A 23,638-nucleotide genomic window follows, 5' to 3' on the forward strand; every position below is an offset into this window, starting at 1 on the left:
CCCCAATTGAATAGGCGGCCCGGTTAGCTCGGGAGGGTCGTTACCGTCGTCTGACGAAAACTGACTTCGTCATGGATGCGCGGCATCCCAGGCGAGAGACACGCGGCGGCCCATGATCGGGCGCTGGTCCGGCGGCACTGGCCCGGGGTCGCGCGCCTGCTCGAGTTCGAAGCGCTCGGCCAGGGCTTCGCTGGCGGCGCGGGACGACGCCAGTGCCTCGCCCTTCCGCCCGCTCGAGGCGAGGGTCGCGGCGCGGATATCGAGGATCACCGCACGGTGAGCGTTGCGCGCCGGGACCGACGCCAGCAATTTTACGGCCTCTGCGGAAACCGCATCCGCCTCAGCCAGCTTGCCGGCGCGGCGCAGCGCACCCGCCAGTGCCGCGAGGTCAATGGGCACTTCGAGATTGTCGTCGCCGCCGAGCACCTGGCGATCGACCGCGAGCGCGCGGCGTTGGTCGGCCTCAGCGCCGGCGAGGTCGCCGCGCGCCTCGCGGATCCTTGCGCGGTTCATATAGGCTGGAGCGACATCGATGGTCGGTTTGGGGAGTTTGTCAGCGATCGTGATCGCATTGGCGATCGCCGCTTCCGCTTCGTCGAGCCGGCCGAGCGAGACGAGCACGGCGGCGAGGGCGCTGTGGTCCGGCAGCCGGCCAGGCTCCATCCGCTTTTCGGGCGTGGTCAGCTCAAGCGCGCGGCGGTACATCCGCACCGCCTCCTCGTCGCGGCCCTCGTCGCTCACCAGCACGGCATAATTGTGCAGGACGCGGGCATATTGGCGACCGGCGGTGAGGCTGGCCTTCTCCAGCACGTCGAGCGCGCGGCGGTAATTGTCTTCGGCGAGATCGAAGCGCCCGAGCCGCTTCTGTACCGCGGCGAGCGACGAATAGGCGGTGCCGATCCCCTCGGGGCGGAGCGGCGTTGCGCTGAGCCGCAGCTTGAGCGCGCTTTCCAGCGCTGCTTCGGAATCGCGGTAGCGGCCGTTCGCATCGAGGATGACCGCGTAATTGGCGGTGGCATTGGCAACCGCGTTCGCATCGAACGGCGTGATCTCGCGCGCCTTGGCAACGCTCTGCTGCATGTCGCGAGCGGCGCCCGCATAGTCTGCCATCAGATACAGCGCCGATCCGGAGCGGACCAACGCGTCGAACTCGTAGGCCGGCCCGAGCTTCATCGCTCTGATCCAGGCGAGCGCGCCCCGACCCAGTGCCAATCCCTCGGCGCCGTCGCCGGTGTTGAGATAATGCGCCGAGGCGGCGAGGAGCAGGTCGCTGATCTCCCCGTCGGTCAGCGGGCCGAGCGCGGTGGCGACGGCGCGGGTCTGGGCGGCGGTCTTGATCGGGTCGGTTGGATCGATCACTGCCTTGACCGCAGCGGCATGCTCGCCGCCCCAATCCTCAACGATCTTGCCGCGGCTCGGCGCTGCGGCCTGGTCGGCAGCCGCGTGGGCGCTGCCCGGCACCGCGCAAACCCCCATCAGCAGTGCCAGCAATATCGTCCGCATTTCCAACCCCCCGAGAATGCGTATATGGCTTGGCGGATGCCGCAAACCCTTTTCCGCATGCTGCTGTTGTTCCTGGCTGTGGTGGGTGTGGCAGCCCCGGCACAAGCGCGGCTGATCGGCGTCGCGATCGGGGTCTCGCAATATGCTGACGCCCGTCTGGTGCGGGCCGCGCTGCCGGGTGCGGCAGTCGATGCCGAGGCGGTGAACGCGGCGCTGAAAGCGCACGGTGCTGCGGCCAGTGATGCGATTCTGTTGACCGGGGCTGATGCCACTGCCCCTGCTATCCGCTCGGCGATCAGCCATCTGGTCGCGACCGCCGGCACTGGCGACCGGGTAGTGATTTACCTGTCCGGCCATGGGGCGCAGATCCCGGCGCGGCCCGGCGACGCTGGCGAACCCGACGGCCTCGACGAGATGTTCCTCGCCGCCGACGCTGCCCCCTGGAATGCCGCGACGCACAGCCTGCCGGGCGCGGTGAAGGATGACGAGTTCGGCGGCTGGATCGATCAGCTGCGCGCCAAGGGCGCAAGCGTCTGGTTCGTGGCCGATGCGTGCAACGGCGGCGGGCTGGCGCGCGGCGGTGCGCAGGACGCTACCGCGCGCGTGCTCGATCCCGCTTTGCTCGGTCTGCCCGCAGCGCTCAGGGGCGGCCGGTCGGATGCCAGCGGCCTTGCCGATGCCAGCCCGATGGCGGGGGCTGGCAAGCTCGTGACTTTCTATGCGGCGCCGGCCGGCGGGATCGCCTGGGAGCGGCCGCTCGTTCAGGAGAACGGCCCGCCGATCCGGCGCGGCGTCTTCACCTGGAGCCTGTTGCGGGCGCTTGGCGGGGTGCGAGCCGAAGCGAATTTCCTCACGCTGGCGGCTGCGACCGACGAACAGCGCCGCACGCTCGGCCCGCCCGGCGGCCCGGCCTGGATCGGCGGCGATCTCGACCAGCCGATGCTCTTTGCGGGCAGCGGTGTGGACCTGTTGAGCCACGCCCGTGCCGCCAGCGCGGCGCCGGTCCGACTGCGCATGGCAATCGGCCCAGCCGGCACCACCTGTCCGGGCGTTGACCCGGATCCTGCGACGCTGGCGAGCCCGCCTTCAGCGGCACTGCACATAACCGGCTGCCGGCGGGTGATGGTCGACCTTCAGTCGAGCGCGGCTATCCCGGTCACGCTGCGCCCATGGTACCGGGATGCGTCCGGAAGCTATGTCGCGCTGGCCGGGACCGGCGGCGTCACGCTCGCCCCTGGAGGCGCCGGGCGCTTCGGCTTTACTGTGACTGACCATGATCCTGACACGGGCCAGGCACTGCCGAGCGGGACTGAATATCTGCTGCTGATTGCCGATGACGGATCGCAGGGGGCGATGGTCGTGCCGCTGATGACGGGGAACTGAATGCGCTTTCCTTCCGCCCTGCTGCTGCTCTTCGCGGGGCTGGCCGCATCCCCGGCCATTGCCGCGCCCGCCTGCCCTTCGGGCACGACGCCTGCGGGCTATCGCCAGGAGAGCTATTGCACGGCGCAGATCGCGCTGAGATCGACCATCTCGCGGTCGCTCGGCCTGCTCGAAACCCGGATGGCGGCGGGCGACGGCGCCTTTGCCGCGCAACTGCGGACGGCGCAGGATCTGCGCGACCGGCGCGACAAGCTGGCAACCAGCGAACGCGACGCCCTTGCCGATAACAGCCCGGACGGCCGTGTTCGCTATGCCCGGTTCAGCGCCGAGGCTGCGCAGGTCGCGTCATCGCTCGCCGCGATCGAGGCGGCGATCCGGCGCGACCATCCGCGCTGGCTCGATCTGGCGCGCCCGACACCGCTGACCGAGGCCGAGACGCTCAGGCTGCTTCGCCCGGGCGAAGCGATGGTCTTCTGGTATCCGACCGAGGACGCGACTTTCGTCTGGGCGATCGATGGCAAGGGTTCCCGCTGGGCTCGCATCCCGATCGGCGCGACTGCGCTTGCCGCCCGTATCGCGTCGTTCCGCGCCAGGCTCGGCGTTGACGGCGCGACGCGCTCCGCCCGCGCGGACCGCCCGTCAGCCCGGCCCGCCTTTGATCGTGCCGATGCGTCCGCGCTCTACACATTGCTGTTTCCCGACACGGTCGACCAGATCGTGCGGGGCGCTCGTGCCGTTATCCTCGTGCCGTCGGGCAGCCTGACCTCCTTGCCCTTTGCGGCATTGCCGATGGGCACGGCCGCCACATCGCCCTGGCTCGGGCTCGCCAAGCCGCTTTCGTTACTGCCTTCGCCGGCCGGGCTGCGGACCTTGCGCGGCCATCCCGCTGCAGCCAGTGCCGCGATCGCCTTTGCCGGTTTCGGCGCACCTGCGCTTGGTGCCGCGAATGAAGGGCAGGCGCGGGGCCTCGACGGCGTCTGGCGCGGCGGCATGGTCGACGGCGCGGCTTTGGCAAATTTGCCAAGCCTGCCTCAGGCGGCGGACGAACTCTATGATCTCGCCCGCGAGTTGGGAGCACCAACGAAGAGCGTCACCGTCGGTGCGCGCGCGACCGAAACCTCGGTCAAGCAAGCCAATCTGAGCCATGTCCGCGTGCTGGCCTTTGCCACCCACGGCCTTGTCGCCGGCGACATCGGCGGGCTCGCCGAACCAGCGCTCGTCTTCACTCCGCCCGCCACGCCCAACGACAGCGATGACGGCCTGCTGACCGCCAGTGAGGCAGCGCGGCTGAGGCTGTCAGCGGACTGGGTGATCCTGTCGGCATGCAGCACCGCGACTGGGAACCGGGTCGGTGCGGAAGCGCTGTCCGGCCTCGCCTCAGCCTTCACCTATGCCGGCGCGCGCGCCCTGCTCGTGTCGCAATGGCAGGTCGGTGACGACGCCGCACGGCGCCTGACGACCCTCGCGGTGCGCGAACGCACGCTCGGCCGCGCCGAGGCGCTGCGGCGGGCAATGGTGGCGGTGGCGAACGATCCGGCCCACCCCGAATGGGCGGACCCATCGGCCTGGGCAGTCTTTGAGCTGGTCGGGGAAGGCGGGCGCTGATCCCGCCTGGGTGATCTGTTTTGAGTGCTCGACGCAGTGGCGGAGCCCATGGCCAGGTGCGACGATTGCGGCTTCCTAGTTCTTTCCCTGTTCCTGGCCAATTAACAGGGAAAGAACAGGGAAGATTTTATTTTTGGGCCCGATTTTACCCCTTTTGTTGGATTTTTTTAGACGAATTTAACGCGCTTATTCAAACCCTTGAAACCCGCTTTCCCTGTTATTCAATAACAGGGAAGATCCGCGCGCGGAACAGGGAAGGCCGCACCCGTAACAGGGAAAGAACAGGGAAGGGCGAAGCACCGAGGTTTCGACCGTCATGTGAAAGAGCCGGCCGGAGTTTTTACGCTCCGTCCGGTTTGCACATTGCAATGATCCGCACTGCGGTTGAATCGATCGATCAAGCCCGGAGCTATTTTGGGGGCGGGCCGCGAAGCCCGCCCCGTACACCTCACAGGCCGTCGACGCTCTTGCTGACCAGGATATTCACCGCAACGCGGCGGTTCTGCGCCTTGCCTTCGGGCGTGTCGTTGCTCGCCAACGGGTCCGCCTTGGCCATCCCCGTCGGGGTCAGCATGCGATAGGGTTTCCATCCGCAGGCCTGCTGAAGATAGTTGATGACGCGACTGGCTCTCTTCTCGCTGAGCGTCTGATTGAAGTCGTCACCGCCGGTCGAATCCGTGTAGCCGACCACCAGCATCAGGGCGTTTTCGGTTTGCTGGGCTGCGGTTGCCGCGGCACAAAGCTCGGCCTTGTCCTGAGCGGAAAGCTCCGACCTGCCGACATCGAAGTGCACATTCGTCGTGCCCTTGATGTTATATTTGTCGATGTCGCCCATCCGGCCGCGCAACGCCTCGGTCGCCGCGGTTTGTTCATCGAAGCGCTGGTTGGTTCCGTTGCGGATCATGGTCGCGGTTTTGAGATCATTCTTTCGCAGACTGATCTGGCTCGCGACCAGCTCGCCGCCCGATTGGGCATCCTGCGCCTGCAACGTCTTGATCGTAACGGGCAGCCCGTTGAGCAGTGAGTCCGCAGCGAGCTTCTGATTGCCCGCGAACAGCCCGCCTCCGGCCTTGATCCGCGTCGCCTCATTGATGGCAACGGTCGTACTAATGCCGTCGGCGCTCGTGACCTTCATCGTGTCGCCATGGCGCGCGGAGATGATACCCTTGATTTCAGGCCCTGCGACCATCGGACCCGTCGGAGCACCTTGTACGACGATATCGGGATTGGGTGAGTTCTGCTGCTGCTCCTGCTGCTGCGCAAACGCACTGCCTGACGCTGACGCGGCCAGCATGGCAACCAGGAAGCGAACTCCCGACCTTTTGGAAATGACATGCATTGAGGCGAACTCCTCTGAACGGCCCCCGCCGGCTCGCCTTGCGTGTTCAGGTCAAGCTGTCCCGCAGATGAACAGACTCGGCAAGGCCGCTCCCCAAGCGGGTGGTTCGAGCGCGTCGCGGGACGAACCGATGCAGATCACGCCGCTGAACGGCCCTTTTCGCCGCGCGAATGGTGCGTTCCGTCGGTGCTAGTTGCTCAGCACCGTGACGTTGGAAGGCACCGTACCCTTGTTGGTGACCTCGATTCTGTAGGTGCCGGCACGGCCGACGCTCCAGCGGCACATCGGGTAATAATCGCGCTTATGGTCGGCGCAGACCGCCCCGCCGGCGCCATTGCTGACCTTGAGGTCGATATCGCTGTCACCGTCGCCGACGGCCGAGACGATCGCCATTTCGCCGCCGCGCGCCTTGGCTGACCAGGACAGTACCGCGCGGGGCGCCAGCCGCCGCTCGAGCGCCAGCGGGCCCGCGCCCGAGGGTCCGTCGACAAAGCCGCGGGCGACTGAATCCCGCACGGCCGCCGCGGCCGTAGCAATCCGCGCATCCCCCGGCGCCATCCGCATCGCCTCGTCGGCCAGTGCCGCAGCGGGGGTGGTCGCAGTGTCGTCGGCGGGCAGCAGGGCGTTGCCGCTGATCAGCCCGGTGCGCGCGCCACTCGCCGCGACAACCCGCGCCGCCGCCAGCATCGCATCCGCATCGCCGGCCTGGCGCGCCCAATCGGCCAGCTGATAGCCAAGGCGCAGTTGCTCGATCCGGTCGACCGGCGCAGCGCCGATGAGCAGGAGGGCAGGGAGGAAGATCAATCGCCGCATGGCGATACCTAACCCCGACAGGGCCCGATCCCAAGCATGAACTATCCTGACATTCGCCCGCGGCAGGGCCGGCACCTTTGACATTCGGCCAAGGCACGGACCATGTAGCGTGGTGACCGAGACCCTAATGGACGATCCGATGCAGGCCTTCCGCGCCCTCCTGGTGGGGCGTGCGGCGCTGTTGCTCGAGGATGAACCCGCCGTCAGCGCGCATATCGAGCATATTCTGCGCGACATCGGCTTCGCGCGCGTTGACTGTGTGGACAGGGGCGAGGCGGCTGTCGCGCTCGCCACGTCGCGCAGCTACGACGTGCTGATCCTCGATCGCATGACATCTTCGCTCGACGGCCTCACCGCACTCGCCCGTATCCGCGAGCAGGATACAGGCGCGGGTGTGCCCGCCCTGTTCCTGACCGCGCTCGGCTCGGAGCGGCACCGGCTAGAAGGCCTGGCCAGCGGCGGCGACGATTATCTGGTCAAGCCGGTATCCGACGAAGAGCTGCTCGCGCGGATCGCCGTGCTGTTGCGCCGCCGCAGCTGGGCCCGCGACGATGGCAGCGACACCGTCACCGTCGGAGACATGGTGCTGAGCAAGGGCGCGCTCCGGGCCACGCTCAAGGGCCATCCGATCGATCTGACCGCCCGGGAGTTCGCGATCCTGGCATTGCTCGCCGACAATGCCGGGCTGCCAGTCACCCGATCGATGCTCTGGTCGCGCTGCTGGTCGAGCTATAATTTCCAGCCGGCCAATTTCGGCAACACGATCGACGTGCATATCTCGCGCCTGCGCCGGAAGCTCGAGGCGGCGGGAGCGGTCGCGGGCATCGACGCGAGCGACCTGATCGTCGCCGTCCGCACCCAGGGAATCATGCTGCGAACCGCGCCCCGGCCATGACCCGTGCCGGCTCGGCGCCAGCGCGCCTCGCGGTGCTTATGGTTCTGTTCTCGATTGTCGCGCTGGGGCTGTCGTTCGGCAGCGCGGCGCTGCTGGACCGCGACGCGCGGCGCCTCCGTGCCGGCGAGGCGGCGCGGTTCGACATGGAGTCGCTCGTCGAAAAGCTGAAGGGCGCGGCTGATGACCCGTCGGCGGGCCCCTTGCTGGCGGCGGCGACGGGCCAGATCGCGCGTTATTCCGGACGGGCTTCGGGCCGTGTCGTCCTGTTCGTTCCCACGAACAAGCCGGCCGCGCCGGGCGCCGCGACCTGGCCGGCGCGGCTGGTGCCGCTGAAGGACGATCTCCTCCTGATGCCGGAGGGAAGCGGAGAAGCCGTCGCGGTGGTGCGAAATCTTCCGGCGGGGCGGTTGCTCGTCGCCCGAGACGTGCAGGCGACCGGCCCATTGCGATCCTCGCTGGTGCGCTACGCGCTCATCACCGCCATCCTGCTGCTTGGCCTGTCCGGCATTGCGGCATGGCTGGTCGGTCGGCTGTTCAGCGCCAGGATCGCCGAGCTCAATACCGTGTGCAACGCAGTCGAAGCGGGGGACGTCGCCGCGCGTATCCCCGCTGTCCGGGGTAATGACGAACTCGCCCTGCTCAGCCGACATCTCAACCGCATGCTGGCTGAGCTCGAGCGCCGCATCGGTGACCTGCGCGCCTCGTCGGACCGGATCGCGCATGATCTTCGTACGCCGCTCGCGCGGCTCGGCTCGCGCTTGTCCTTCATGGCCGATCTGCCAGCCGAGCAGCACGCGGCGCAGATCGCCTCGGCACAGCGCGAGATCGGCGATCTCATCGAGGCCTTCAACAGCCTGCTCGACCTGCGCGAGATCGAAACCGAGAGCGGCCTTGTCCGTTTGGTGTTCCCGCTCGCCGATGCGGTCGAGGAGGCGATCGAGCTCTATGAGGCGGTCGCCGAGGATCAGAATGGCATCACGATCGAACGGCGGCTGGGCGATGTCGCAATCGAAGCCGTGCCCACCCTCATTACGCGAGCCGTCGCCAATCTGATCGACAATGCATTGCGGGCATCGCCGAGCGGCGGCACCGTCATCGTGGTCGTGTCGCGCGACGGTGCCGAGGCGGTGGTGGAGGTCCGGGATCGCGGTGCCGGGCCGCCGGCGACGGTGATCCGCGCGCTCGACGATGATCTCGGCCAGGTGTCGAGCTGGGGCGGGCATGGCATCGGCCTCTCGATCGTGAGCGCGGTCGTTCGCCGGCACGCTGGCCGCTTCGATCTCACCCGCGATGGCGCCGAGACCGTGGCCAGCCTCCGCTTTCCGGCAGCGCCAGCCATCGGCGGCTGACGGCCGCCGCGCCTCGCGCGCATGTCTTGTCATCTTTCGTCAGGCGACGATGCCTTCGTCGCGGCGGTATCGCCCTGCGCAAGAGAATGCGCGTTTGGGAGGGCGATCATGCGGTACCATAGAATGTTCAGCGTCGGCGTGGCGATGACGGCGCTCGCCTTTGCGAGCAGCGCTGCCAGCGCTCAGTGGAATGCGGCAAACGACGAAGCCAATCGTCAGCGCATGATGGCCGAGATGCGCGCCTCCGACGCAGCCAATGATCGCGCAAACCAGGAATCGCAGCGCCGCTTCAACGACAATGCGGCGCGCGCTTCGGCATCGAGCAGTTCGAGCGGCAGCAGCACTTCGTCGAGCTCGTCCGGAAGCAGCTTCTCCCCCAGCATCCGCAGCTCGGCCCCATCCGGCCCGCGCAGCATCGTCGCGACCTATAGTTTCACGGTCCATCGGCAGGAATCCCCGACCACATTGGTGGCGCGGCTCGAACAGGAAGCGCTTGGCGGCAACGCGCTTTCTGCCTTCAACCTGGGCCGCATCCGGTACACCGGGTTCGACGACATTCCGCGGGACGATGCGGCGGCAAGGCGGTGGTTCGCTCAGGCCGCCAAGCTCGGCCATGCCGGCGGTCAGGGGCAGCTCGGCTATATGCTGCACGATGGCATCGGTGGCGCCGCCGACCCAATCGCCGCGCTCGACTGGCTGAAGAAGGCGGCTGATCAGGGCGACGGCTATGGCGAAGCGCTGTACGGCTTCTACCGGATCAGCGCTGCGCCGACCGACCGGCCTGTCAATCTCGGGCCGGAAATCGCCTATCTCACCCACGCCGCCGATCAGGGCCAGCTGGTCGCGCAGGCGGCGCTCGGCATGGTCGTCTATGGGCTGGGCCACGGCGCCCCCGCGGACCCGGGCAAGGCGGCGCACTATACCCGCATGGCCGCCGAACAGGATTATCCGGAGGCCGAAGCCGAGCTCGCGAATATGTACATTTATGGCAAGGGCGTGCCCAAGGATGACGGCCAGGCTGTAGCGTGGCTGCGCAAGGCCGTTGCCGCGAGCAATGCCCAGGCGCTCAGGCTGTACGGGCGCCTCATGCTCGAAGGACGCGGTGTCCAGCAGGATCCGGCGGCCGGCGCGGCGCTGATCAAGCGCGCGGCGGATGCCGGCGATATGCCGGCGGCGGGCCTTTACGGCGTTTTGCTGCAGCAGGGCTTCGGCGTCGCGAAAGACGAGGCCGCGGGCGCGCAGCTGCTGGAGAAAGCGGCCGAAGCGCATGACGGCGATGCAGAACAGAATTACGCGGTCGCCTTCTTCAACGGCCAGGGCGTTCCGCAGGACGAGGCAAAAGGCGTGGCCTGGCAGAAGCGCGCAGCGGACGACGGCAATATCGATGCGATCGCCACCTATGCGGTTCGCCTGAGCACCGGCCAGGGCGTGGCGAAGGATCCGGTGGCGGGGGTGCGCTACGCCCGGATCGCAGCGGACGCCGGCAGCGCGGGGGGCCAGGCCTGCCTCGCCTGGGCCTATCATGACGGCGCGGGCGTACCCAAGGATATGGCGCAGGCGCGGGAGCTGTTTCTCAAGGCAGCCGCCCAGGGCGACGCGGGCGCGATCGACGCGCTCAAGCTGCCGGAACTGGCTGCGATTGCCGGCTAAGGAAACCGCCTTGCCGCAAAGCTGATGCAGATCAGGGACCGAGATCCGTCCCGCCTGCATATCGTCTCCCCTTCTAGCGCGAGGGTCGCGTGGTGGCAGGGATTTGATGATGTTGCAGCATCGCAACGCATGCTCCTCCGAACGGCGAACCTGCGCGTCACGATCTCGAAGCGTGGAGCCTTGATTGGTTTTGGTCGTTTCCCCCCGCGCAACCAGGAGCTGAAAAATGGCGGATGAAGGCGACACCGTTCATTATGACGGACCAACCGGCGGTTGGGGCTCGCTCAAAGGCATTGCGGAGACCTTCGCGCGGGAACTCACCGCACCCGGCGCGCTCGATACCCTGCGCCGCCAGAACAAGCCCGGCGGGTTCATGTGCGTCAGCTGCGCCTGGGGAAAGCCCGCCAAGCCCCATCTGTTCGAATTCTGCGAGAATGGGGCCAAGGCCACGCTGTGGGAGCAGACGTCACGGCGCTGCACGCCCGACTTCTTCGCCAAGCACAGCGTCTCCGAGCTGAAAACATGGCGCGACCATGATCTCGAGCAGGAGGGCAGGTTGACCCATCCGATGCGTTACGATCCGGCGAGCGACCATTATGTGACCTGCAGCTGGGAGGAAGCGTTCAGCACGATCGGCGCCGAGCTGAAGGCGCTCGAACCGCGCTCCACGATTTTCTATTCTTCCGGCCGGGCCAGCCTCGAAACCTCTTATCTCTATGCGTTGTTCGCGCGGCTCTATGGCCACAACAACCTGCCCGACAGCTCGAACATGTGCCACGAGACCACCTCGGTCGCGCTCAAGAAGCTGATCGGCGCTCCGGTCGGCACCTGCGTGCTGAGCGATTTCGAACAATGCGACGCGATGTTCTTCTTCGGCCAGAACACCGGCTCGAACAGCCCGCGTTTCCTTCATTCGCTGCAGGAAGCGGTGCAGCGCGGGTGCCGGATCGTGACCTTCAATCCGGTTCGGGAAAAGGGGCTGGAGGTCTTCATCAATCCCCAGAACCCGGCCCAGATGCTGACGGGCAAGGAGACGAAGATCTCCTGCCAATATCATCAGGTCCGCCCCGGCGGGGACATCGCCGCGCTTCTCGGCATGTGCAAGCACATCCTCGCAGAGGAGGACAGAAGCTGGCGCGAGCAGAAGCTGCATGTGCTCGACGTCGATTTCATTGCCCAGCATTGCTCCGGGTTCGAGGCGTTCAAGGCCAAGGTCGAGGCGACCGGCTGGGACGAGATCGAGCGGGAATCCGGGCTGGCACGCACCGATCTGGAGGCGGCGGCGCGGGTCTATATCGACTCCAAGAAGAGCATCGGCGTCTATGGCATGGGGCTCACCCAGCATGTCCATGGCTTCGAGAATGTGGGCATGCTGGTCAACCTGCTGCTGCTCAAGGGCAATATCGGGCGCGATGGCACCGGCATCCTGCCGGTGCGCGGTCATTCCAATGTGCAGGGCCAGCGAACGGTCGGCATCAGCGAGAAGCCCGAGCTCGTGCCGCTGGACAAGATCGCCGAGCTTTTCGGCTTCGCGCCACCGCGCGACAAGGGTCTCAACACCGTCGATGCCTGCAAGGGCATCGACGACGGCAGCGTTAAGGCCTTTATCGGCCTTGGCGGCAATTTCGTACGCGCCATTCCGGAACGCGAGAAGATGGAAGCCGCATGGCCGCGGATGCGCCTCACCGTGCAGGTCGCGACCAAGCTCAACCGTAGCCATTTGATCAACGGCGAGGTCGCGTTCCTGCTGCCGTGCATCGGGCGATCCGAAGAGGATCTGCAGGAGAGCGGCCCCCAGGCAGTCACGATGGAGGACAGTCTGAGCTGCATCCAGGGCTCGCTCGGCAAGCGCAAACCCGCAAGCGAGCATCTCCTCTCCGAGCCGGCGATCGTGGCGGGCATGGCCAAGGCGACACTGCCGCCCAACCCGAAAGTTCGATGGGACGAATGGGTCGGCGATTATGGCAAGATCCGCGACCTGATCGAGCAGACCTATCCAAAGCAGTTCAAGGACTTCAACGAGAAGCTCTTCAAGCCCGGTGGCTTCTACCGCGGCAACAGCGCGCGCGAACGCGTGTGGAAGACCGAGAGCCACAAGGCCGAGTTCACCGTCCCGGCAGTGATGACAGGTGCCGGCGTTGGCGATGCGGAGGGCCGCTTCCGCCTGATCACGATGCGGTCGAACGACCAGTTCAACACCACGATCTATGGCTATAGCGATCGGCTGCGCGGGATCGAGGGAACGCGCGACGTTCTGCTGATCAATCCGCGCGATCTGGAGCGCACCGGGCTGCGCGAAGGGCAGAAGGTTGCTCTCGTCAGCGATGCGGAAGACGGGGTTCACCGCGAGGTGGGCGGCCTGACGGTCACGCCGTTCGATCTGCCGGACGGCTGTGTCGGCGCCTATTATCCCGAGATGAACCCGCTGGTGCCGCTCTGGTACCATGACGAGCAGTCGAAGACGCCAGCCGCGAAAGCGGTGCCGGTCCGTATCGTCGCATGATGAAGGCGCGGTCGGCGTTTACATTGCTGCTGTCCTGCACTCTGCTCGCCGCGTGTGGCGCGGAGAAGCGCTCGACTGGGCCAAGCCAGCCACAGACACCCCCCAACGGGCCATCCGACCCGCGCATCGCGCTGGTCGAGGCGAGCTTCGACAAGATCAGCCAGGGCGGGCGCTATTTCGCCTGGTATGGCTGTAGCGGATGCCATGCCCAGGGCGCGTCTGGCGCGCGGGCGCTGGATGACCCGAGCTGGAAGCACGGCGGCAGTTTCGACCAGATCTATAGCGCGATTGCGAGCCATCCCGGTATTTCGCCCCCGTACGCGATCCGGATTCCGACAGAGCAGCTCTGGCAGATCACTGCCTATGTGCGGAGCCTGCCGACGCTCGAGGCCGATCGCCGCCGGCGGCAGGACTTCGACCAGAAGGGCGAGCCGCAGGCGGGCACATGGTCGGGGCCAGTCCGATGATCCGCCTGGCGCCGCTTCTGCTGCTTCTCCTGCTCGGCGCTTGCACCGGCGTGCAATCGCCGCTCAATCCCGCCGGCGACCAGGCGCGCAGCATGGACTTCCTGTTCAAGCTGATGACCTGGATCTGCGGCGGCATGTACCTGCTGATCATCGGCTTTCTCGGCGCGACCATCTGGCGCGGGCGTATTCGGCCGGCGCAGGATGCCGCGCCGGCAGTCGAGCCACCCGACAAGGGCCTCCACCGGAGCCTGATCTTCTGGGGCGTGACCATCGTCATCGGACTGACCGTCCTGATCGTGGCGAGCTTCCTCGTCGACCGCAGTCTCGCCGCCGCGAAGGATCGCGAAGCGATTATGGTGCGCGTCACCGGCCACCAATATTGGTGGCGGTTGCAATATCGCGATCCCGCCACGGGAGGCTGGATCGAGACCGCGAACGAACTTCACCTGCCGCTCGGCCGGACCGCCAGGATCGAGCTCGGTTCGGCTGACGTGATCCACAGCTTCTGGGTGCCGAACGTCGCGGGCAAGATGGATGTCATACCAGGCCGCATCAACGTGATCGACGTGACGCCCCGCCGCGAAGGCTGGTTCCGGGGGCAATGCGCTGAATTCTGCGGTGCGCAGCATGCCCATATGGCATTCGACGTAAAGGTCGACAGTCCGGCCGGGTTCGACGCGTGGCTTGCGGGCCAGGCACGACCAGCCCTTGCCAATGCCGATGCCGCCATCCAGCGCGGCATGCAGATCGTCACGACCGGCCAGTGTGCCGCCTGCCATGTCGTTCGTGGCACGGCGGCGCGCGGCCGCGCCGGCCCTGACCTCACCCATGTCGGCGGCCGGCGATCGATCGCCGCTGGTACGATGCCGCTCAGCCGGGGGGCGCTTCAGGGCTGGATTGCTCAGCCCCAGGCGCTCAAGCCGGGAACGCTGATGCCGGCCGTGGCGCTCGAGCCAGGCGATGCGGATGCAGCCGCCCGCTATCTGGAGACGCTTCGGTGACCGGCACGGCGGTCATCGCCGTGCCCGACAACCACGAGCAATTGCTCGACACATGGGCGGATGCGCCCGGCCTGTGGGGCTTCCTCACCACCGTCAACCACAAGCGGATCGCCGCGCGCTACACCCTGACCGCAATGGCGCTGCTGTTCCTCGCGGGCATGCTGGCCGTCGACATGCGGCTCCAGCTCAGCCAGCCGAACATGTCTCGCCTCGGCCCACAAGGGTTCAACGAGGCCTTCTCGCTCCACGGCTCGACCATGTTGTTCCTGGTGTCCGTCCCCGTCATGGAAGCCATGGCGCTCTGGTTGGTCCCGCTGATGCTCGGCCAGCGCACCGTCGCTTTCCCGCGGCTCGCCGCCTTCAGCTACTGGATGTATCTTGGCGGCGTGCTGATGCTCTGGGTCGCGCATGCGCTCGATATCACGCCGGATCTTGGCTGGTTCGAATATCCGCCGCTTTCCGGCCCCGCTTATTCGCCGGGGCACCGCGCCGATGTCTGGGCGCAGATGATCACCTTCAGCGAGGTGGCCGCGCTTGCGGCCTCGGTCAACATCGTCGTGACGATCCTGAAGATGCGGCCGCCCGGCATGACGCTCGCCCGCATGCCATTGTTCCTCTGGGCGATGCTGATCGCTTCGCTGATGACCGTGTTCGCACTGCCTTCGGTCATGCTGGTGACGAGCATGCTGATCTCCGACCGGATGGTCGCGACGCATTTCTTCACGCCTGTGGGCGGCGGAGACGCTTTGCTGTTCCAGCACCTGTTCTGGTTCTTCGGTCACCCGGAGGTCTACATCATCTTCCTGCCCGCGGTCGGCTTCGTCTCGGCGATCGTCGAGACATTCTCGCGGCGGACTCTGTTCGGTTATGTGCCGATGGTCCTGGCGGTGCTCGGCATCGGCGTGCTCGCCTTCGGCCTCTGGGTCCATCACATGTTCGCGGTCGGGCTGCCCCGCCTCGGCAATTCCTTCTACACCGCCGCCAGCATGGCGATCGCGCTGCCGGCGGGCCTCCAGATCTTCTGCTGGATCGCGACGATGTGGAGCGGCCGACCGCGCTACGCCACGCCTTTGCTTTGGGTGATCGGCTTCATCGCCACCTTCGTCATCGGCGGGCTCTCCGGGATCATGACCGCCTCGGCACCACTCGATCTCCAGCTCACCGACACCTATTTCGTGGTCGCCCATCTGCACTATGTGCTGGTCGGCGGCGCGATGTTCCCGCTCTTCGGCGCCTTTTGCTATTGGTATCCAAAGGCGACCGGGCGGCTGATGTCGGAGAAATGGGGCAAGGTCGCCTTCGCGCTCATCGTCGGCGGCTTCAATATTGGCTTCTTCCCGATGCATCTGCTCGGGCTCGAGGGCGTGCCGAGACGTATCTACACCTATGGCCCCGATATGGGCTGGGGCACCCTCAACATGGTCGCCACCATCGGCGCCTTCATCTCAGCGCTTGGCGGCGCGGTCTTTGTCGCCAATGCCTGGCTGAGCCTGAAGCGCGGTGAGCCTGCGGGCGACGACCCCTGGGGCGGATCGACGCTCGAATGGGCGACCAGCTCCCCACCGCCGGTCCATAATTTCACGCATGTGCCGGTGGCGAACTCGATCTCGCCGCTCTGGAGCGAGAACGGCGACCTGCCGGTGATGACCGGGCTCCATTCCGATTGTCGCGAGGTGCTCGTCACATCAGTGGTCGATGCCGTTCCCCAATATCGGCAGAAAAGCCCCAAGCCGTCGATCATGCCGCTGGTCGCCGCGCTCGCCGTCGCGATCCTGTTCGTTGGCAGCATCTTCACACCCTGGGCCCTGGTCTGGGGCTCGGTGCCGGTGGCGGCGGCGCTGACAGGGTGGTTCTGGCCGCAGCGGCCGCGCTCCACCGATGGGCCACTCGGGAAGCGGACGCCATGAGCGGCGAACGGCCAGTGCGCTTCACGGGCGATCTGTCCACACTCCCCGACGGTGCGATGGGCCCCACCAACCTCGTCTGGTGGGGCAATATCGGCTTCATGCTGATCGAAGGCACAGCCTTCGCGCTTGCGATCGGTGCCTATCTCTATGTCCAGAGCCGCAGCGGTTCCTGGCCCCCGACAGGCGACGGGCTGCCGGGCCTGCTCTGGTCAGGCATCTTCACCGCGATTCTGTGTGCGAGCGAGCTGCCGAACCTGTGGCTTGGGCGCGAAACCCATCGGAAAAACGCCTCCGCTGTCCGCAGGGGCACGCTGGCGCTGGCGGTGATCGGGCTCGTGCTGGTCGGCATACGCTTTGTCGAGCTGGACCATCTCAACGTTCGCTGGGATCAGGATGCCTATGGCTCAGTGGTCTGGCTGCTGATGATCCTCCATACCTCGCATCTCATCACCGATCTTGGTGACACCATCGTCCAGGCGGTCTGGCTCTACACCCACCGCATCGACACCGACCAGTTCTCGGACGTCGAGGACAATTCGGCCTATTGGACCTTCGTGGTGATCAGCTGGCTGCCCATCTATGGGCTGATCTACTGGATACCGAGGCTGACATGACGGCCGATCGCATCCGCGCCTTCACCGGGCTCATTCTGCCGCCGGTCGCCTGGTATGTCTTCGAGCAGGGCCTGAGCTTCACCTTGCGCGGTTCCTGTAGCGCCGCCGGCGTTCCTGTCGGGCCGGTCTGGGGCGTCTTCAGCATAGGCGCCTGTGCGCTGGCCGGCTGGCTCGCCTGGCCGATCGCGCGAGGCGAGGGCCGCACTGACGTGTTCATCGCAAGGCTGGGGCTGCTTGCTGCGGGTCTTTTCACCCTGGCTATTACCTATCAGACCCTCGCCACGCTGATCGTGCCGCCATGCGCACATTGATCGCTCGCCTGGGATGCGCGGTCGCGGCATGCCTGTTGGCCTCGCCCGCCCGGGCGCATGGCGACCATGCGGCCCAGGCGATCCCCGGCTGGACCTGGGACCTGTGGATCGTCCTGCCGCTAGTCATCGCGGCACTGCTGTTCGCGACGGGCCTGCTGCGCCTCTGGACGCGCACCCGCCATGCGGGGCTCGGGCGACGGGCCGGGTGGTTCGCGCTCGGCTGGCTGGTTCTCGCGCTGGCGCTGGTATCGCCGCTTCACGCCGCCGGCGAGCAGAGCTTCTCGGCCCATATGCTCGAGCATGAAATGCTGATGCTCGCGGCCGCGCCTGTCCTCGTCCTCGCCCACCCGATGCCGATCCTCTTATGGGGCTTCCCGGCGCCGGCACGCCGCGCGCTCGGCGCGATCGTCGTTGCACCGCCGATCGCCGGCCTGTGGCGGATGCTGATCGCGCCGGTGACGGCAACCCTGGTCCAGGCCGCCGCGCTGCTGCTGTGGCACGCGCCCGCCCTGTTCGATCTGGCCCTGGCGCATGAAGGCTGGCACGCAGCGCAGCATCTGAGCTTCCTGCTCAGCGCGCTGTTCTTCTGGACGGCGATGCTCGGCCGGCGGTCCCGGGGCGATCGTCCGCTCGCCGCGCTCTGTCTCTTTGCCACCTCGCTCATCTCGGGTGCGCTCGGTGCGCTGATGGCCTTCTCCGAAAGCCCCTGGTATGTTGGCTATGCCCGGCTCGGCATGGCGCCCTTCGGCCTTACGCCGGCCGAGGATCAGCAGCTTGCCGGCCTGATCATGTGGGTGCCCGGCGGCCTCGTCCATGCCGTTGCCGCCCTGGCGCTTGTCGCCACGATGTTCGGGCGACAGCTCCTGTCCAGCGAGGCGGCCGATGCCGTCTAGCCTGCGCTTCGTGCTGATCCTGCTTGGTCTCGGCGTGCTCGCGGCGATCGCATCGGGCTTTCTCCTGCACCATGAAAGCAAGCAGCAGGCGCGGACGATCGCCGAGCAGATCACGCACGGCGACAGCAGCGCCGGCAAGGCGGCGATCCGCCGCTATGGCTGTGGCGGCTGCCACGTGATCAGCGGTATCGCGGATGCACAGGGCACGGTCGGCCCATCCCTCAGCGGAATCGCCACGCGCGCCGAGCTCTCGGGGGGGCTCGCCAACACGCCCGACAATATGGTCCGCTGGCTGCGCGATCCTCAGGGGATCAGGCCGGGCAGCGGCATGCCAAATCTCGGCGTCACAGAGCGCGACGGGCGGGATATGGCGGCCTATCTCTATACGCTCGAACCGATGACGCCGCCGTCCTGAACCGGCGCCGGCTCAGCGATCGATCGACTCACCCGACGCCGCGAGCCTTGCGACCGCAGCACGCAGACCACTCTCGCGGCGCGCCTTGAGAAGGTCCCGGATCTCGAGGCTGTTGAACCCGACCGGCGCAACATGACGGTCGGGCAGCGCAATCTTCAGCCGCTTGACCTGGTCGAGATGCCGCGCGTCGATCTGGTCGACGACGGTGGCGAGAGGGCCATGCACCACAATCTCCCAATCGCCCGCCTGGTCGTGCAGCGCACGGCGGAGACAGACAGCGGGCTCCCGCCACAGATGATTCACTTCAATCGTCATGCCCCGATGTTAGTGAGACAGGGCGCGGCGAGAAATAACCTCAATCAGTGGCCGCTGATCTCATAATCGATCGGCTTGAACGAACCGTTGTTCGACTGAAGAGCCGAGCATGCGGTCAGGCCGATGACAAGATCCTCGGCCGCGCGCAGGACTATGCGGTCGCCCGCCTTGCTCAGCGGCGGCTCCACGCGAAGCTCGCCCGTCTTGCCGTCAACCGGCACGTTCATGAAGCAATTGAAGGCAACGGGAATGTCATCGGGCGCGATGCCATAGGGTGCGAGTGCCTCGGCCAGATTGCCGAAACACCCCTGATGTGGGTCGCTGTCGCCATAGATGATACGGAACGTATCCTTCGAACACGGCGTGAGCAGGAAATCGTGCCGGCCGACATCGTCCTCGACGATCTCGAGCAGGACATTGCTCCTGTTCGAATAAAGCTTGTCGCCGGTCGTGAGATAGATCCGGCTCGCATAGTCCAGGGTCCGCCCTGAGGAGATGACCTCCCGAACATCGTCTTTGCGAAATGCCAGCAGGTCGGCAACCTGCTCACCGGTCGGGTCGATAACGGTGAGCAGCGCGCCCTTCGGCAGCTCGAACGCCACTCCCGAGCGCGGCGCGATCCTATGCCGCATCCTGCGCCTTCCGGCCCGAAAAGGGGCAGACCCAGTCATTGCCCACGGCACGCCCGCTATATTGGCGTGCCTCGGAGATCGTCCCATGCCGCGCCAGCATCGGGTTTGGCGCACCGGCAAGCGCGACATCGCGATCGATGATCGTCGAGCGCAGCTTGTCATATTGGCCGCTTGTCCGGAGCTGCTCGAACTGGTCGTGCAGGTTGAAGACGAGCGCAGGCCGCTGGAAACGGCGCGCCGGGCGGCTCGCCTGAGGGTGGAGGCCGACCACGAAAAAGCCCTCGCCGCCGAAGCTGAGCGAGAAATGCGGGTCATCGGGATCGTGGCTCACCCGTGGGTCCGGCGCCTGGCCAAGCCATTCGTCCTTGCGGCTCAACGACTCAAGCCGTTCCCAGAGATTCGCCTCGAAACCCTCCTCGTCGAGTTCGGCATCCTGCTCGAACAGCACGACCAGCGACTGAAACAGCTCGGGTTCGGCGCGGTAGGACTGGGCGAGATCGAGCAGGTTCGGATAGATGCGCAGATCGTCCCAGGCCGAGCGGATGTCTCGGCCGATGACGAACCGCATCCGTCCCCGGCCGAGCGCCGATTTGGCGCCGACGCACGGAAATTCGGGAGCGCGGACAAAGTCTTGAAAGGCGCGTGCGAGCGGATGGCCGGCTTGGTTCGTCGGTCTGATCATAAGGGTTCAACGTTGCTTTCAGGGGAAGGTTTCGGCACCGCAGAAGGGCAAGGGACCGAACGCCATGTGCGTCCGGCCCCTTCAATATGCGTGCTATTGCTGCGATTTCAGGCGGCGTGTTCGCGCCGCCGCGTTCAGATTTGCGCGTCGACGAAGGTCTTCGTCTCCGGTTTGGTCAGGCCGCCCGCCTTGTAGGTGGCGATCAGCTCTTTCTTGCGGGCGCGCAGCTGATCGCCGAGCGCATCCATGTCGAGCCCGGCCTTGCGCGCCTGGGAGAACATGCCTTCCATGCGCTTTTCCTCTTCTTCGACATGGTGCTCTATCTGCTCGGAAAGCACCTTCACCTTGGCATCGTAATATTCATCGTCCGGTCCGCCAGCCTCGATCTCGGCGATCAGGACCTTGGCGCCGTCATGTTCGACATAGGCTTCCTTGAGCAGATCCTCCTCGATCTTGCCCTCGCAGGCCGGATAGAAGATTTCCTCCTCGATCGTCGCATGGACGGTCAGCTCGAGGCAGATCTGCTCGGCGATCTTCTGCTTGCGTCCGTCGCCGGAAGCCTTTTCGAACTGCTCGAACAAATTCTCGACGGTGCGGTGGTCCGCTTTGAGCAGTGCGATCGCGTCTTGTTTCGTATCGGCCATTGTCTGTCTCCCAGCTGTCAGGTGAACAAACCGGGGGGGAGCGGAATCGTTCCGGAGAAGGCACGACGACATGGTTGATCGAAATCAATAACCTTATGCAAAACAAAGGATTACAACGGGGCCAGGGCGTCGGCTCATTCGTCGGCAGTGCCCGGCTCGGCCATCTTGCGATGCTGCTCGGCCAGGGCAGCAGCCGGGGTAACGTTCGCCGCCGCCACCTGGACCTTGTTCTTCCAACCCGAGACAATGCTTGCCTTGCCGGCCATCACGGCTTCCCATCCGTCCTTGGCGACATCCGCGGGATCGCTCTTCTTCGGATCCACGCCGACCGAAGTGTCCATCATCTCGGCCCGTTCGAAGAATTTCGTGTCGGTCGGCCCCGGCATTAGGGTGGTCAGCGTGACGCCTTTGGAGTCCTTGATCTCGTTGCGCAGCGCATCAGTAAAATTGTCGAGGAACGCCTTGCTGCCGTTATACACCGCCTGAAAACTGCCCGGGATGAAGCCGGCGATCGATCCGGTGACGAGGATCCGGCCATCGTCGCGCGCCACCATCTGCCGCAGCACCTTCTGCAGCAGATAGACCGTGCCGGTGATGTTGGTGTCGATCACGTGCCGCCAGTCAGCAACCTCCTGATCGAGAAAGGCATGGCCGAGCCCATGGCCGGCATTGGCGCAGAGCAGATCGATCTGCCTGCCCCGCGCGGCATCGAGCAGGCGGTCCACGCCTTCGAAGGTGGAGAGATCGGTCTCAACCGTCTCAACCGATCCGCTGGTGCCGCCAACGCCGGTGGAACCATCGACAAAGGGCGTATCGGCGACGAGCAACAGGTCATATCCATCCTGCGCAGCGAGCTTCGCCAGCTCGAGCCCGATGCCGGTCGAGGCACCGGTGACGATCGCGAATTTGTTGGCCATATTGTCTCTCCTCAGGCAGCGGCGGCGAGGCCGGGCTTCAGCACGACCTTGGTCACCTCATTCTGGTTGTCGTGGAACACCTTGTAGCCATCGGGCGCCTGTTCGAGCGGCAGCCGGTGGCTGATCAGGAAGGTCGTATCGATCTTGTCTTCCATGATCGCGTTGAGCAGGCCGGGCATATAATGCTGGACGTGCGTCTGCCCGGTCTTGAGCGTCAGCCCCTTCTCCATGAAGGCGCCGAGCGGGAATTTGTCGACGAAGCCGCCATAGACCGCCGGCATCGACACGCGCCCGCCCTTGCGACAGGCAATGATCGCCTGGCGGATCGAATGGATGCGGTCAGTGCCGAGGAAAGTCGACGCCTTGATCTGGTCGATGACGTTATCGACGAAAAAACCATGCGCTTCGAGCCCGACGGCGTCGATCACCGCGTCCGGGCCGATCCCGCCGGTCATCTCCATCAGCGCTTCATAGACCTTCGAATCCTCGAAGTTGATCGTCTCGGCGCCGAAACTCCTCGCCAGTTCAAGCCGGCGCGGGAAATGATCGATCGCGATCACCCGCTCCGCGCCCATCAGGAAGGCTGACTGCACCGCGAACAGCCCGACCGGCCCGCACCCCCAGACCGCGACTGTGTCGCCGGGTTCAATCTGGGCATTCTCCGCCGCCATCCAGCCGGTCGGCAGGATGTCCGACAGGAACAGCACCTTGTCGTCATCGACACCGTCCGGAATCACGATCAGGCCGACATCGGAGAAGGGCACGCGGACATATTCCGCTTGTCCGCCAGCATAGCCGCCAGTCATGTGACTGTAGCCGAACAGGCCCGACATCTCATGGCCATAAGCCTCCATGGCGATGTCCTGGTTGTCAGCCGGCAAGCCATTGGGGCAGGCTGAATATTGGTGCTTGTTGCAATGATAGCAGCTGCCGCACGAGATGGTGAACGGCACCACCACGCGCTGCCCTTTCTTGAGCGTTGATTTCGGCCCGACCTCGACCACCTCGCCCATGAATTCATGGCCCAAAATGTCGCCGGACTTCATGGTCGGGATATAATGGTCGTAGAGGTGCAGGTCCGATCCGCAGATCGCCGTCGAGGTGATCTTGATGATCGCATCGCGCGGATTGAGGATCTCCGGATCCGGAACTGTGTCCATCCGGACGTCATGCTTGCCGTGCCAGGTGAGTGCGCGCATCGGATCAGTCCCTTTCCTCGTTGAGCTGGTCTTCAGTCCAGGCTCCGGTGGCGATCTCGCCGGTTTCCATCAGTTGCTTGAAGCGGCGCAGGTCACGCCGCGCCTGGATCGCCGGTTCGCGCTGGAACATCTTGGCGATGAGCTTGCCGACAGCGCCCGCGGGCGGATCATAGGAAATGGTCGCGGTGACGATCGTCCCGCGCGCGCCGGCATCGCGGAAATCGATCCGGCCGCTATTCTCGACATCGGCCCCAGGCTCCGACGCCCAGGCGATGAAGCTGTTCTCGCGCTCCTCGGTGATGACCGAATCCCATTCGACGGTCTTGCCGCCCGGCGCCTTCACCACCCAGTGCGAGCGCCTGTCGTCGATCGGCAAAATGCTGACGACATTGTCCATGAAGGTCGGCAGCTTGGTGAAATCGCGCCAATAAGCGAACAGCTCCGGCAGCGGCCGATTGATCGTCACCGCGCGGCCGATCAGCGTATCGCCCTTGGGTTCGATCAGCGTGTCGGTCGCGTCCTGAGCAGCGTCGCTGTGCTTGGACGCGGTGATCGGCGCATCATCACTGGTGAGGGTGGAAACATCGTCGGCCATGGCAGC

At 65.8% G+C, this 23,638-nt stretch carries 24 protein-coding genes; 14 read left to right on the top strand and 10 right to left on the bottom strand.

Annotation, left to right across the window (positions count from 1 at the left end):
• Window positions 1-69 precede the first annotated feature (69 nt).
• Window positions 70-1,503: a tetratricopeptide repeat protein gene (locus AC1DVS_RS23295; protein ID WP_478026805.1), complete on the bottom strand. Its 1,434-nt coding sequence runs from the start codon at window positions 1,501-1,503 to the stop codon at window positions 70-72.
• A gap of 36 nt (window positions 1,504-1,539) precedes the next feature.
• Here AC1DVS_RS23295 and AC1DVS_RS23300 point away from each other — a divergent pair, with 36 nt between their 5' ends.
• Window positions 1,540-2,886 (top strand): caspase family protein, encoded by a 1,347-nt coding sequence (locus AC1DVS_RS23300; RefSeq protein ID WP_478026806.1) that lies wholly within the window; start codon window positions 1,540-1,542, stop codon window positions 2,884-2,886.
• Window positions 2,887-4,491 carry a CHAT domain-containing protein gene (locus tag AC1DVS_RS23305; protein WP_478026808.1) on the top strand — a complete coding sequence of 535 codons (1,605 nt, stop codon included), beginning with the start codon at window positions 2,887-2,889 and terminating at the stop codon, window positions 4,489-4,491.
• Between the two features lie 448 nt (window positions 4,492-4,939).
• Here AC1DVS_RS23305 and AC1DVS_RS23310 read toward each other — a convergent pair whose 3' ends face one another.
• Complete coding sequence (locus tag AC1DVS_RS23310) at window positions 4,940-5,830, bottom strand: OmpA family protein (RefSeq protein ID WP_478026810.1); 891 nt, start codon at window positions 5,828-5,830, stop codon at window positions 4,940-4,942.
• A 189-nt stretch (window positions 5,831-6,019) separates the two neighbouring features.
• Window positions 6,020-6,643, bottom strand: coding sequence for a hypothetical protein (locus tag AC1DVS_RS23315; RefSeq protein ID WP_478026812.1), 624 nt, complete (start codon window positions 6,641-6,643; stop codon window positions 6,020-6,022).
• A gap of 112 nt (window positions 6,644-6,755) precedes the next feature.
• Between AC1DVS_RS23315 and AC1DVS_RS23320 the strand changes: the two genes are divergently transcribed.
• From AC1DVS_RS23320 to AC1DVS_RS23375, 12 genes are all read left to right on the top strand, one after another.
• On the top strand, window positions 6,756-7,538 hold the full coding sequence (locus AC1DVS_RS23320; RefSeq protein ID WP_478026814.1) for a response regulator transcription factor: 783 nt from the start codon (window positions 6,756-6,758) through the stop codon (window positions 7,536-7,538).
• Window positions 7,535-8,887 (top strand): HAMP domain-containing sensor histidine kinase, encoded by a 1,353-nt coding sequence (locus AC1DVS_RS23325; protein WP_478026816.1) that lies wholly within the window; start codon window positions 7,535-7,537, stop codon window positions 8,885-8,887. Before AC1DVS_RS23320 ends, AC1DVS_RS23325 begins: the two co-directional genes overlap by 4 nt.
• Window positions 8,888-8,995: 108 nt before the next feature.
• A complete protein-coding gene (locus AC1DVS_RS23330) occupies window positions 8,996-10,537 on the top strand; it encodes an SEL1-like repeat protein (protein WP_478026818.1) in 1,542 nt (513 codons plus the stop codon).
• Between the two features lie 24 nt (window positions 10,538-10,561).
• Window positions 10,562-10,774 (top strand): hypothetical protein, encoded by a 213-nt coding sequence (locus AC1DVS_RS23335; protein WP_478026820.1) that lies wholly within the window; start codon window positions 10,562-10,564, stop codon window positions 10,772-10,774.
• The gene (locus tag AC1DVS_RS23340; RefSeq protein WP_478026822.1) at window positions 10,764-13,040 is read left to right on the top strand and encodes an FdhF/YdeP family oxidoreductase; all 2,277 of its coding nucleotides are present in this window, start codon (window positions 10,764-10,766) and stop codon (window positions 13,038-13,040) included. The genes AC1DVS_RS23335 and AC1DVS_RS23340 overlap by 11 nt, the downstream gene beginning before the upstream one ends.
• A complete protein-coding gene (locus tag AC1DVS_RS23345) occupies window positions 13,037-13,507 on the top strand; it encodes a c-type cytochrome (RefSeq protein ID WP_478026824.1) in 471 nt (156 codons plus the stop codon). The genes AC1DVS_RS23340 and AC1DVS_RS23345 overlap by 4 nt, the downstream gene beginning before the upstream one ends.
• Window positions 13,486-14,508 (top strand): cytochrome c oxidase subunit II, encoded by a 1,023-nt coding sequence (locus AC1DVS_RS23350; protein WP_478026826.1) that lies wholly within the window; start codon window positions 13,486-13,488, stop codon window positions 14,506-14,508. The genes AC1DVS_RS23345 and AC1DVS_RS23350 overlap by 22 nt, the downstream gene beginning before the upstream one ends.
• On the top strand, window positions 14,505-16,415 hold the full coding sequence (locus AC1DVS_RS23355; protein WP_478026828.1) for a cbb3-type cytochrome c oxidase subunit I: 1,911 nt from the start codon (window positions 14,505-14,507) through the stop codon (window positions 16,413-16,415). The genes AC1DVS_RS23350 and AC1DVS_RS23355 overlap by 4 nt, the downstream gene beginning before the upstream one ends.
• The gene (locus AC1DVS_RS23360; protein WP_478026830.1) at window positions 16,412-17,029 is read left to right on the top strand and encodes a cytochrome c oxidase subunit 3; all 618 of its coding nucleotides are present in this window, start codon (window positions 16,412-16,414) and stop codon (window positions 17,027-17,029) included. The genes AC1DVS_RS23355 and AC1DVS_RS23360 overlap by 4 nt, the downstream gene beginning before the upstream one ends.
• Window positions 17,026-17,340 carry a hypothetical protein gene (locus tag AC1DVS_RS23365; RefSeq protein ID WP_478026832.1) on the top strand — a complete coding sequence of 105 codons (315 nt, stop codon included), beginning with the start codon at window positions 17,026-17,028 and terminating at the stop codon, window positions 17,338-17,340. Before AC1DVS_RS23360 ends, AC1DVS_RS23365 begins: the two co-directional genes overlap by 4 nt.
• On the top strand, window positions 17,328-18,233 hold the full coding sequence (locus AC1DVS_RS23370; RefSeq protein ID WP_478026834.1) for a cytochrome c oxidase assembly protein: 906 nt from the start codon (window positions 17,328-17,330) through the stop codon (window positions 18,231-18,233). The genes AC1DVS_RS23365 and AC1DVS_RS23370 overlap by 13 nt, the downstream gene beginning before the upstream one ends.
• A complete protein-coding gene (locus AC1DVS_RS23375) occupies window positions 18,223-18,648 on the top strand; it encodes a c-type cytochrome (protein ID WP_478026836.1) in 426 nt (141 codons plus the stop codon). The genes AC1DVS_RS23370 and AC1DVS_RS23375 overlap by 11 nt, the downstream gene beginning before the upstream one ends.
• Before the next feature lie 12 nt (window positions 18,649-18,660).
• Here AC1DVS_RS23375 and AC1DVS_RS23380 read toward each other — a convergent pair whose 3' ends face one another.
• From AC1DVS_RS23380 to AC1DVS_RS23410, 7 genes are all read right to left on the bottom strand, one after another.
• Window positions 18,661-18,963, bottom strand: a complete 303-nt coding sequence (locus AC1DVS_RS23380; RefSeq protein WP_478026838.1) for a hypothetical protein — start codon at window positions 18,961-18,963, stop codon at window positions 18,661-18,663.
• A gap of 44 nt (window positions 18,964-19,007) precedes the next feature.
• Window positions 19,008-19,595: a DUF1989 domain-containing protein gene (locus AC1DVS_RS23385; RefSeq protein WP_478026840.1), complete on the bottom strand. Its 588-nt coding sequence runs from the start codon at window positions 19,593-19,595 to the stop codon at window positions 19,008-19,010.
• The gene (gene gntA / locus AC1DVS_RS23390) at window positions 19,585-20,277 is read right to left on the bottom strand and encodes a guanitoxin biosynthesis heme-dependent pre-guanitoxin N-hydroxylase GntA (RefSeq protein ID WP_478026842.1); all 693 of its coding nucleotides are present in this window, start codon (window positions 20,275-20,277) and stop codon (window positions 19,585-19,587) included. The genes AC1DVS_RS23385 and gntA overlap by 11 nt, the downstream gene beginning before the upstream one ends.
• Window positions 20,278-20,411: 134 nt before the next feature.
• Window positions 20,412-20,921 carry a hemerythrin domain-containing protein gene (locus tag AC1DVS_RS23395; RefSeq protein WP_478026844.1) on the bottom strand — a complete coding sequence of 170 codons (510 nt, stop codon included), beginning with the start codon at window positions 20,919-20,921 and terminating at the stop codon, window positions 20,412-20,414.
• A gap of 134 nt (window positions 20,922-21,055) precedes the next feature.
• Window positions 21,056-21,838 (bottom strand): SDR family NAD(P)-dependent oxidoreductase, encoded by a 783-nt coding sequence (locus AC1DVS_RS23400; RefSeq protein WP_478026846.1) that lies wholly within the window; start codon window positions 21,836-21,838, stop codon window positions 21,056-21,058.
• Window positions 21,839-21,849: 11 nt separating this feature from the next.
• Window positions 21,850-23,037 (bottom strand): zinc-dependent alcohol dehydrogenase, encoded by a 1,188-nt coding sequence (locus tag AC1DVS_RS23405; RefSeq protein ID WP_478026848.1) that lies wholly within the window; start codon window positions 23,035-23,037, stop codon window positions 21,850-21,852.
• Window positions 23,038-23,041: 4 nt separating this feature from the next.
• A complete protein-coding gene (locus AC1DVS_RS23410; RefSeq protein WP_478026850.1) occupies window positions 23,042-23,632 on the bottom strand; it encodes an SRPBCC family protein in 591 nt (196 codons plus the stop codon).
• Window positions 23,633-23,638: the final 6 nt, after the last annotated feature.

Source organism: Sphingomonas sp. P3_C5, assembly GCF_056402635.1.

What these genes read in the sequence shown, in the direction of transcription:
- AC1DVS_RS23295 (WP_478026805.1), bottom strand. Translation starts at nt 1,503, where the DNA reads ATGCGGACGATATTGCTGGCACTGCTGATGGGGGTTTGCGCGGTGCCG.
- AC1DVS_RS23300 (WP_478026806.1), top strand. Translation starts at nt 1,540, where the DNA reads ATGCCGCAAACCCTTTTCCGCATGCTGCTGTTGTTCCTGGCTGTGGTG.
- AC1DVS_RS23305 (WP_478026808.1), top strand. Translation starts at nt 2,887, where the DNA reads ATGCGCTTTCCTTCCGCCCTGCTGCTGCTCTTCGCGGGGCTGGCCGCA.
- AC1DVS_RS23310 (WP_478026810.1), bottom strand. Translation starts at nt 5,830, where the DNA reads ATGCATGTCATTTCCAAAAGGTCGGGAGTTCGCTTCCTGGTTGCCATG.
- AC1DVS_RS23315 (WP_478026812.1), bottom strand. Translation starts at nt 6,643, where the DNA reads ATGCGGCGATTGATCTTCCTCCCTGCCCTCCTGCTCATCGGCGCTGCG.
- AC1DVS_RS23325 (WP_478026816.1), top strand. Translation starts at nt 7,535, where the DNA reads ATGACCCGTGCCGGCTCGGCGCCAGCGCGCCTCGCGGTGCTTATGGTT.
- AC1DVS_RS23330 (WP_478026818.1), top strand. Translation starts at nt 8,996, where the DNA reads ATGCGGTACCATAGAATGTTCAGCGTCGGCGTGGCGATGACGGCGCTC.
- AC1DVS_RS23335 (WP_478026820.1), top strand. Translation starts at nt 10,562, where the DNA reads ATGCAGATCAGGGACCGAGATCCGTCCCGCCTGCATATCGTCTCCCCT.
- AC1DVS_RS23340 (WP_478026822.1), top strand. Translation starts at nt 10,764, where the DNA reads ATGGCGGATGAAGGCGACACCGTTCATTATGACGGACCAACCGGCGGT.
- AC1DVS_RS23345 (WP_478026824.1), top strand. Translation starts at nt 13,037, where the DNA reads ATGATGAAGGCGCGGTCGGCGTTTACATTGCTGCTGTCCTGCACTCTG.
- AC1DVS_RS23350 (WP_478026826.1), top strand. Translation starts at nt 13,486, where the DNA reads ATGGTCGGGGCCAGTCCGATGATCCGCCTGGCGCCGCTTCTGCTGCTT.
- AC1DVS_RS23360 (WP_478026830.1), top strand. Translation starts at nt 16,412, where the DNA reads ATGAGCGGCGAACGGCCAGTGCGCTTCACGGGCGATCTGTCCACACTC.
- AC1DVS_RS23365 (WP_478026832.1), top strand. Translation starts at nt 17,026, where the DNA reads ATGACGGCCGATCGCATCCGCGCCTTCACCGGGCTCATTCTGCCGCCG.
- AC1DVS_RS23370 (WP_478026834.1), top strand. Translation starts at nt 17,328, where the DNA reads ATGCGCACATTGATCGCTCGCCTGGGATGCGCGGTCGCGGCATGCCTG.
- AC1DVS_RS23375 (WP_478026836.1), top strand. Translation starts at nt 18,223, where the DNA reads ATGCCGTCTAGCCTGCGCTTCGTGCTGATCCTGCTTGGTCTCGGCGTG.
- AC1DVS_RS23380 (WP_478026838.1), bottom strand. Translation starts at nt 18,963, where the DNA reads ATGACGATTGAAGTGAATCATCTGTGGCGGGAGCCCGCTGTCTGTCTC.
- AC1DVS_RS23385 (WP_478026840.1), bottom strand. Translation starts at nt 19,595, where the DNA reads ATGCGGCATAGGATCGCGCCGCGCTCGGGAGTGGCGTTCGAGCTGCCG.
- gntA (WP_478026842.1), bottom strand. Translation starts at nt 20,277, where the DNA reads ATGATCAGACCGACGAACCAAGCCGGCCATCCGCTCGCACGCGCCTTT.
- AC1DVS_RS23395 (WP_478026844.1), bottom strand. Translation starts at nt 20,921, where the DNA reads ATGGCCGATACGAAACAAGACGCGATCGCACTGCTCAAAGCGGACCAC.
- AC1DVS_RS23400 (WP_478026846.1), bottom strand. Translation starts at nt 21,838, where the DNA reads ATGGCCAACAAATTCGCGATCGTCACCGGTGCCTCGACCGGCATCGGG.
- AC1DVS_RS23405 (WP_478026848.1), bottom strand. Translation starts at nt 23,037, where the DNA reads ATGCGCGCACTCACCTGGCACGGCAAGCATGACGTCCGGATGGACACA.
- AC1DVS_RS23410 (WP_478026850.1), bottom strand. Translation starts at nt 23,632, where the DNA reads ATGGCCGACGATGTTTCCACCCTCACCAGTGATGATGCGCCGATCACC.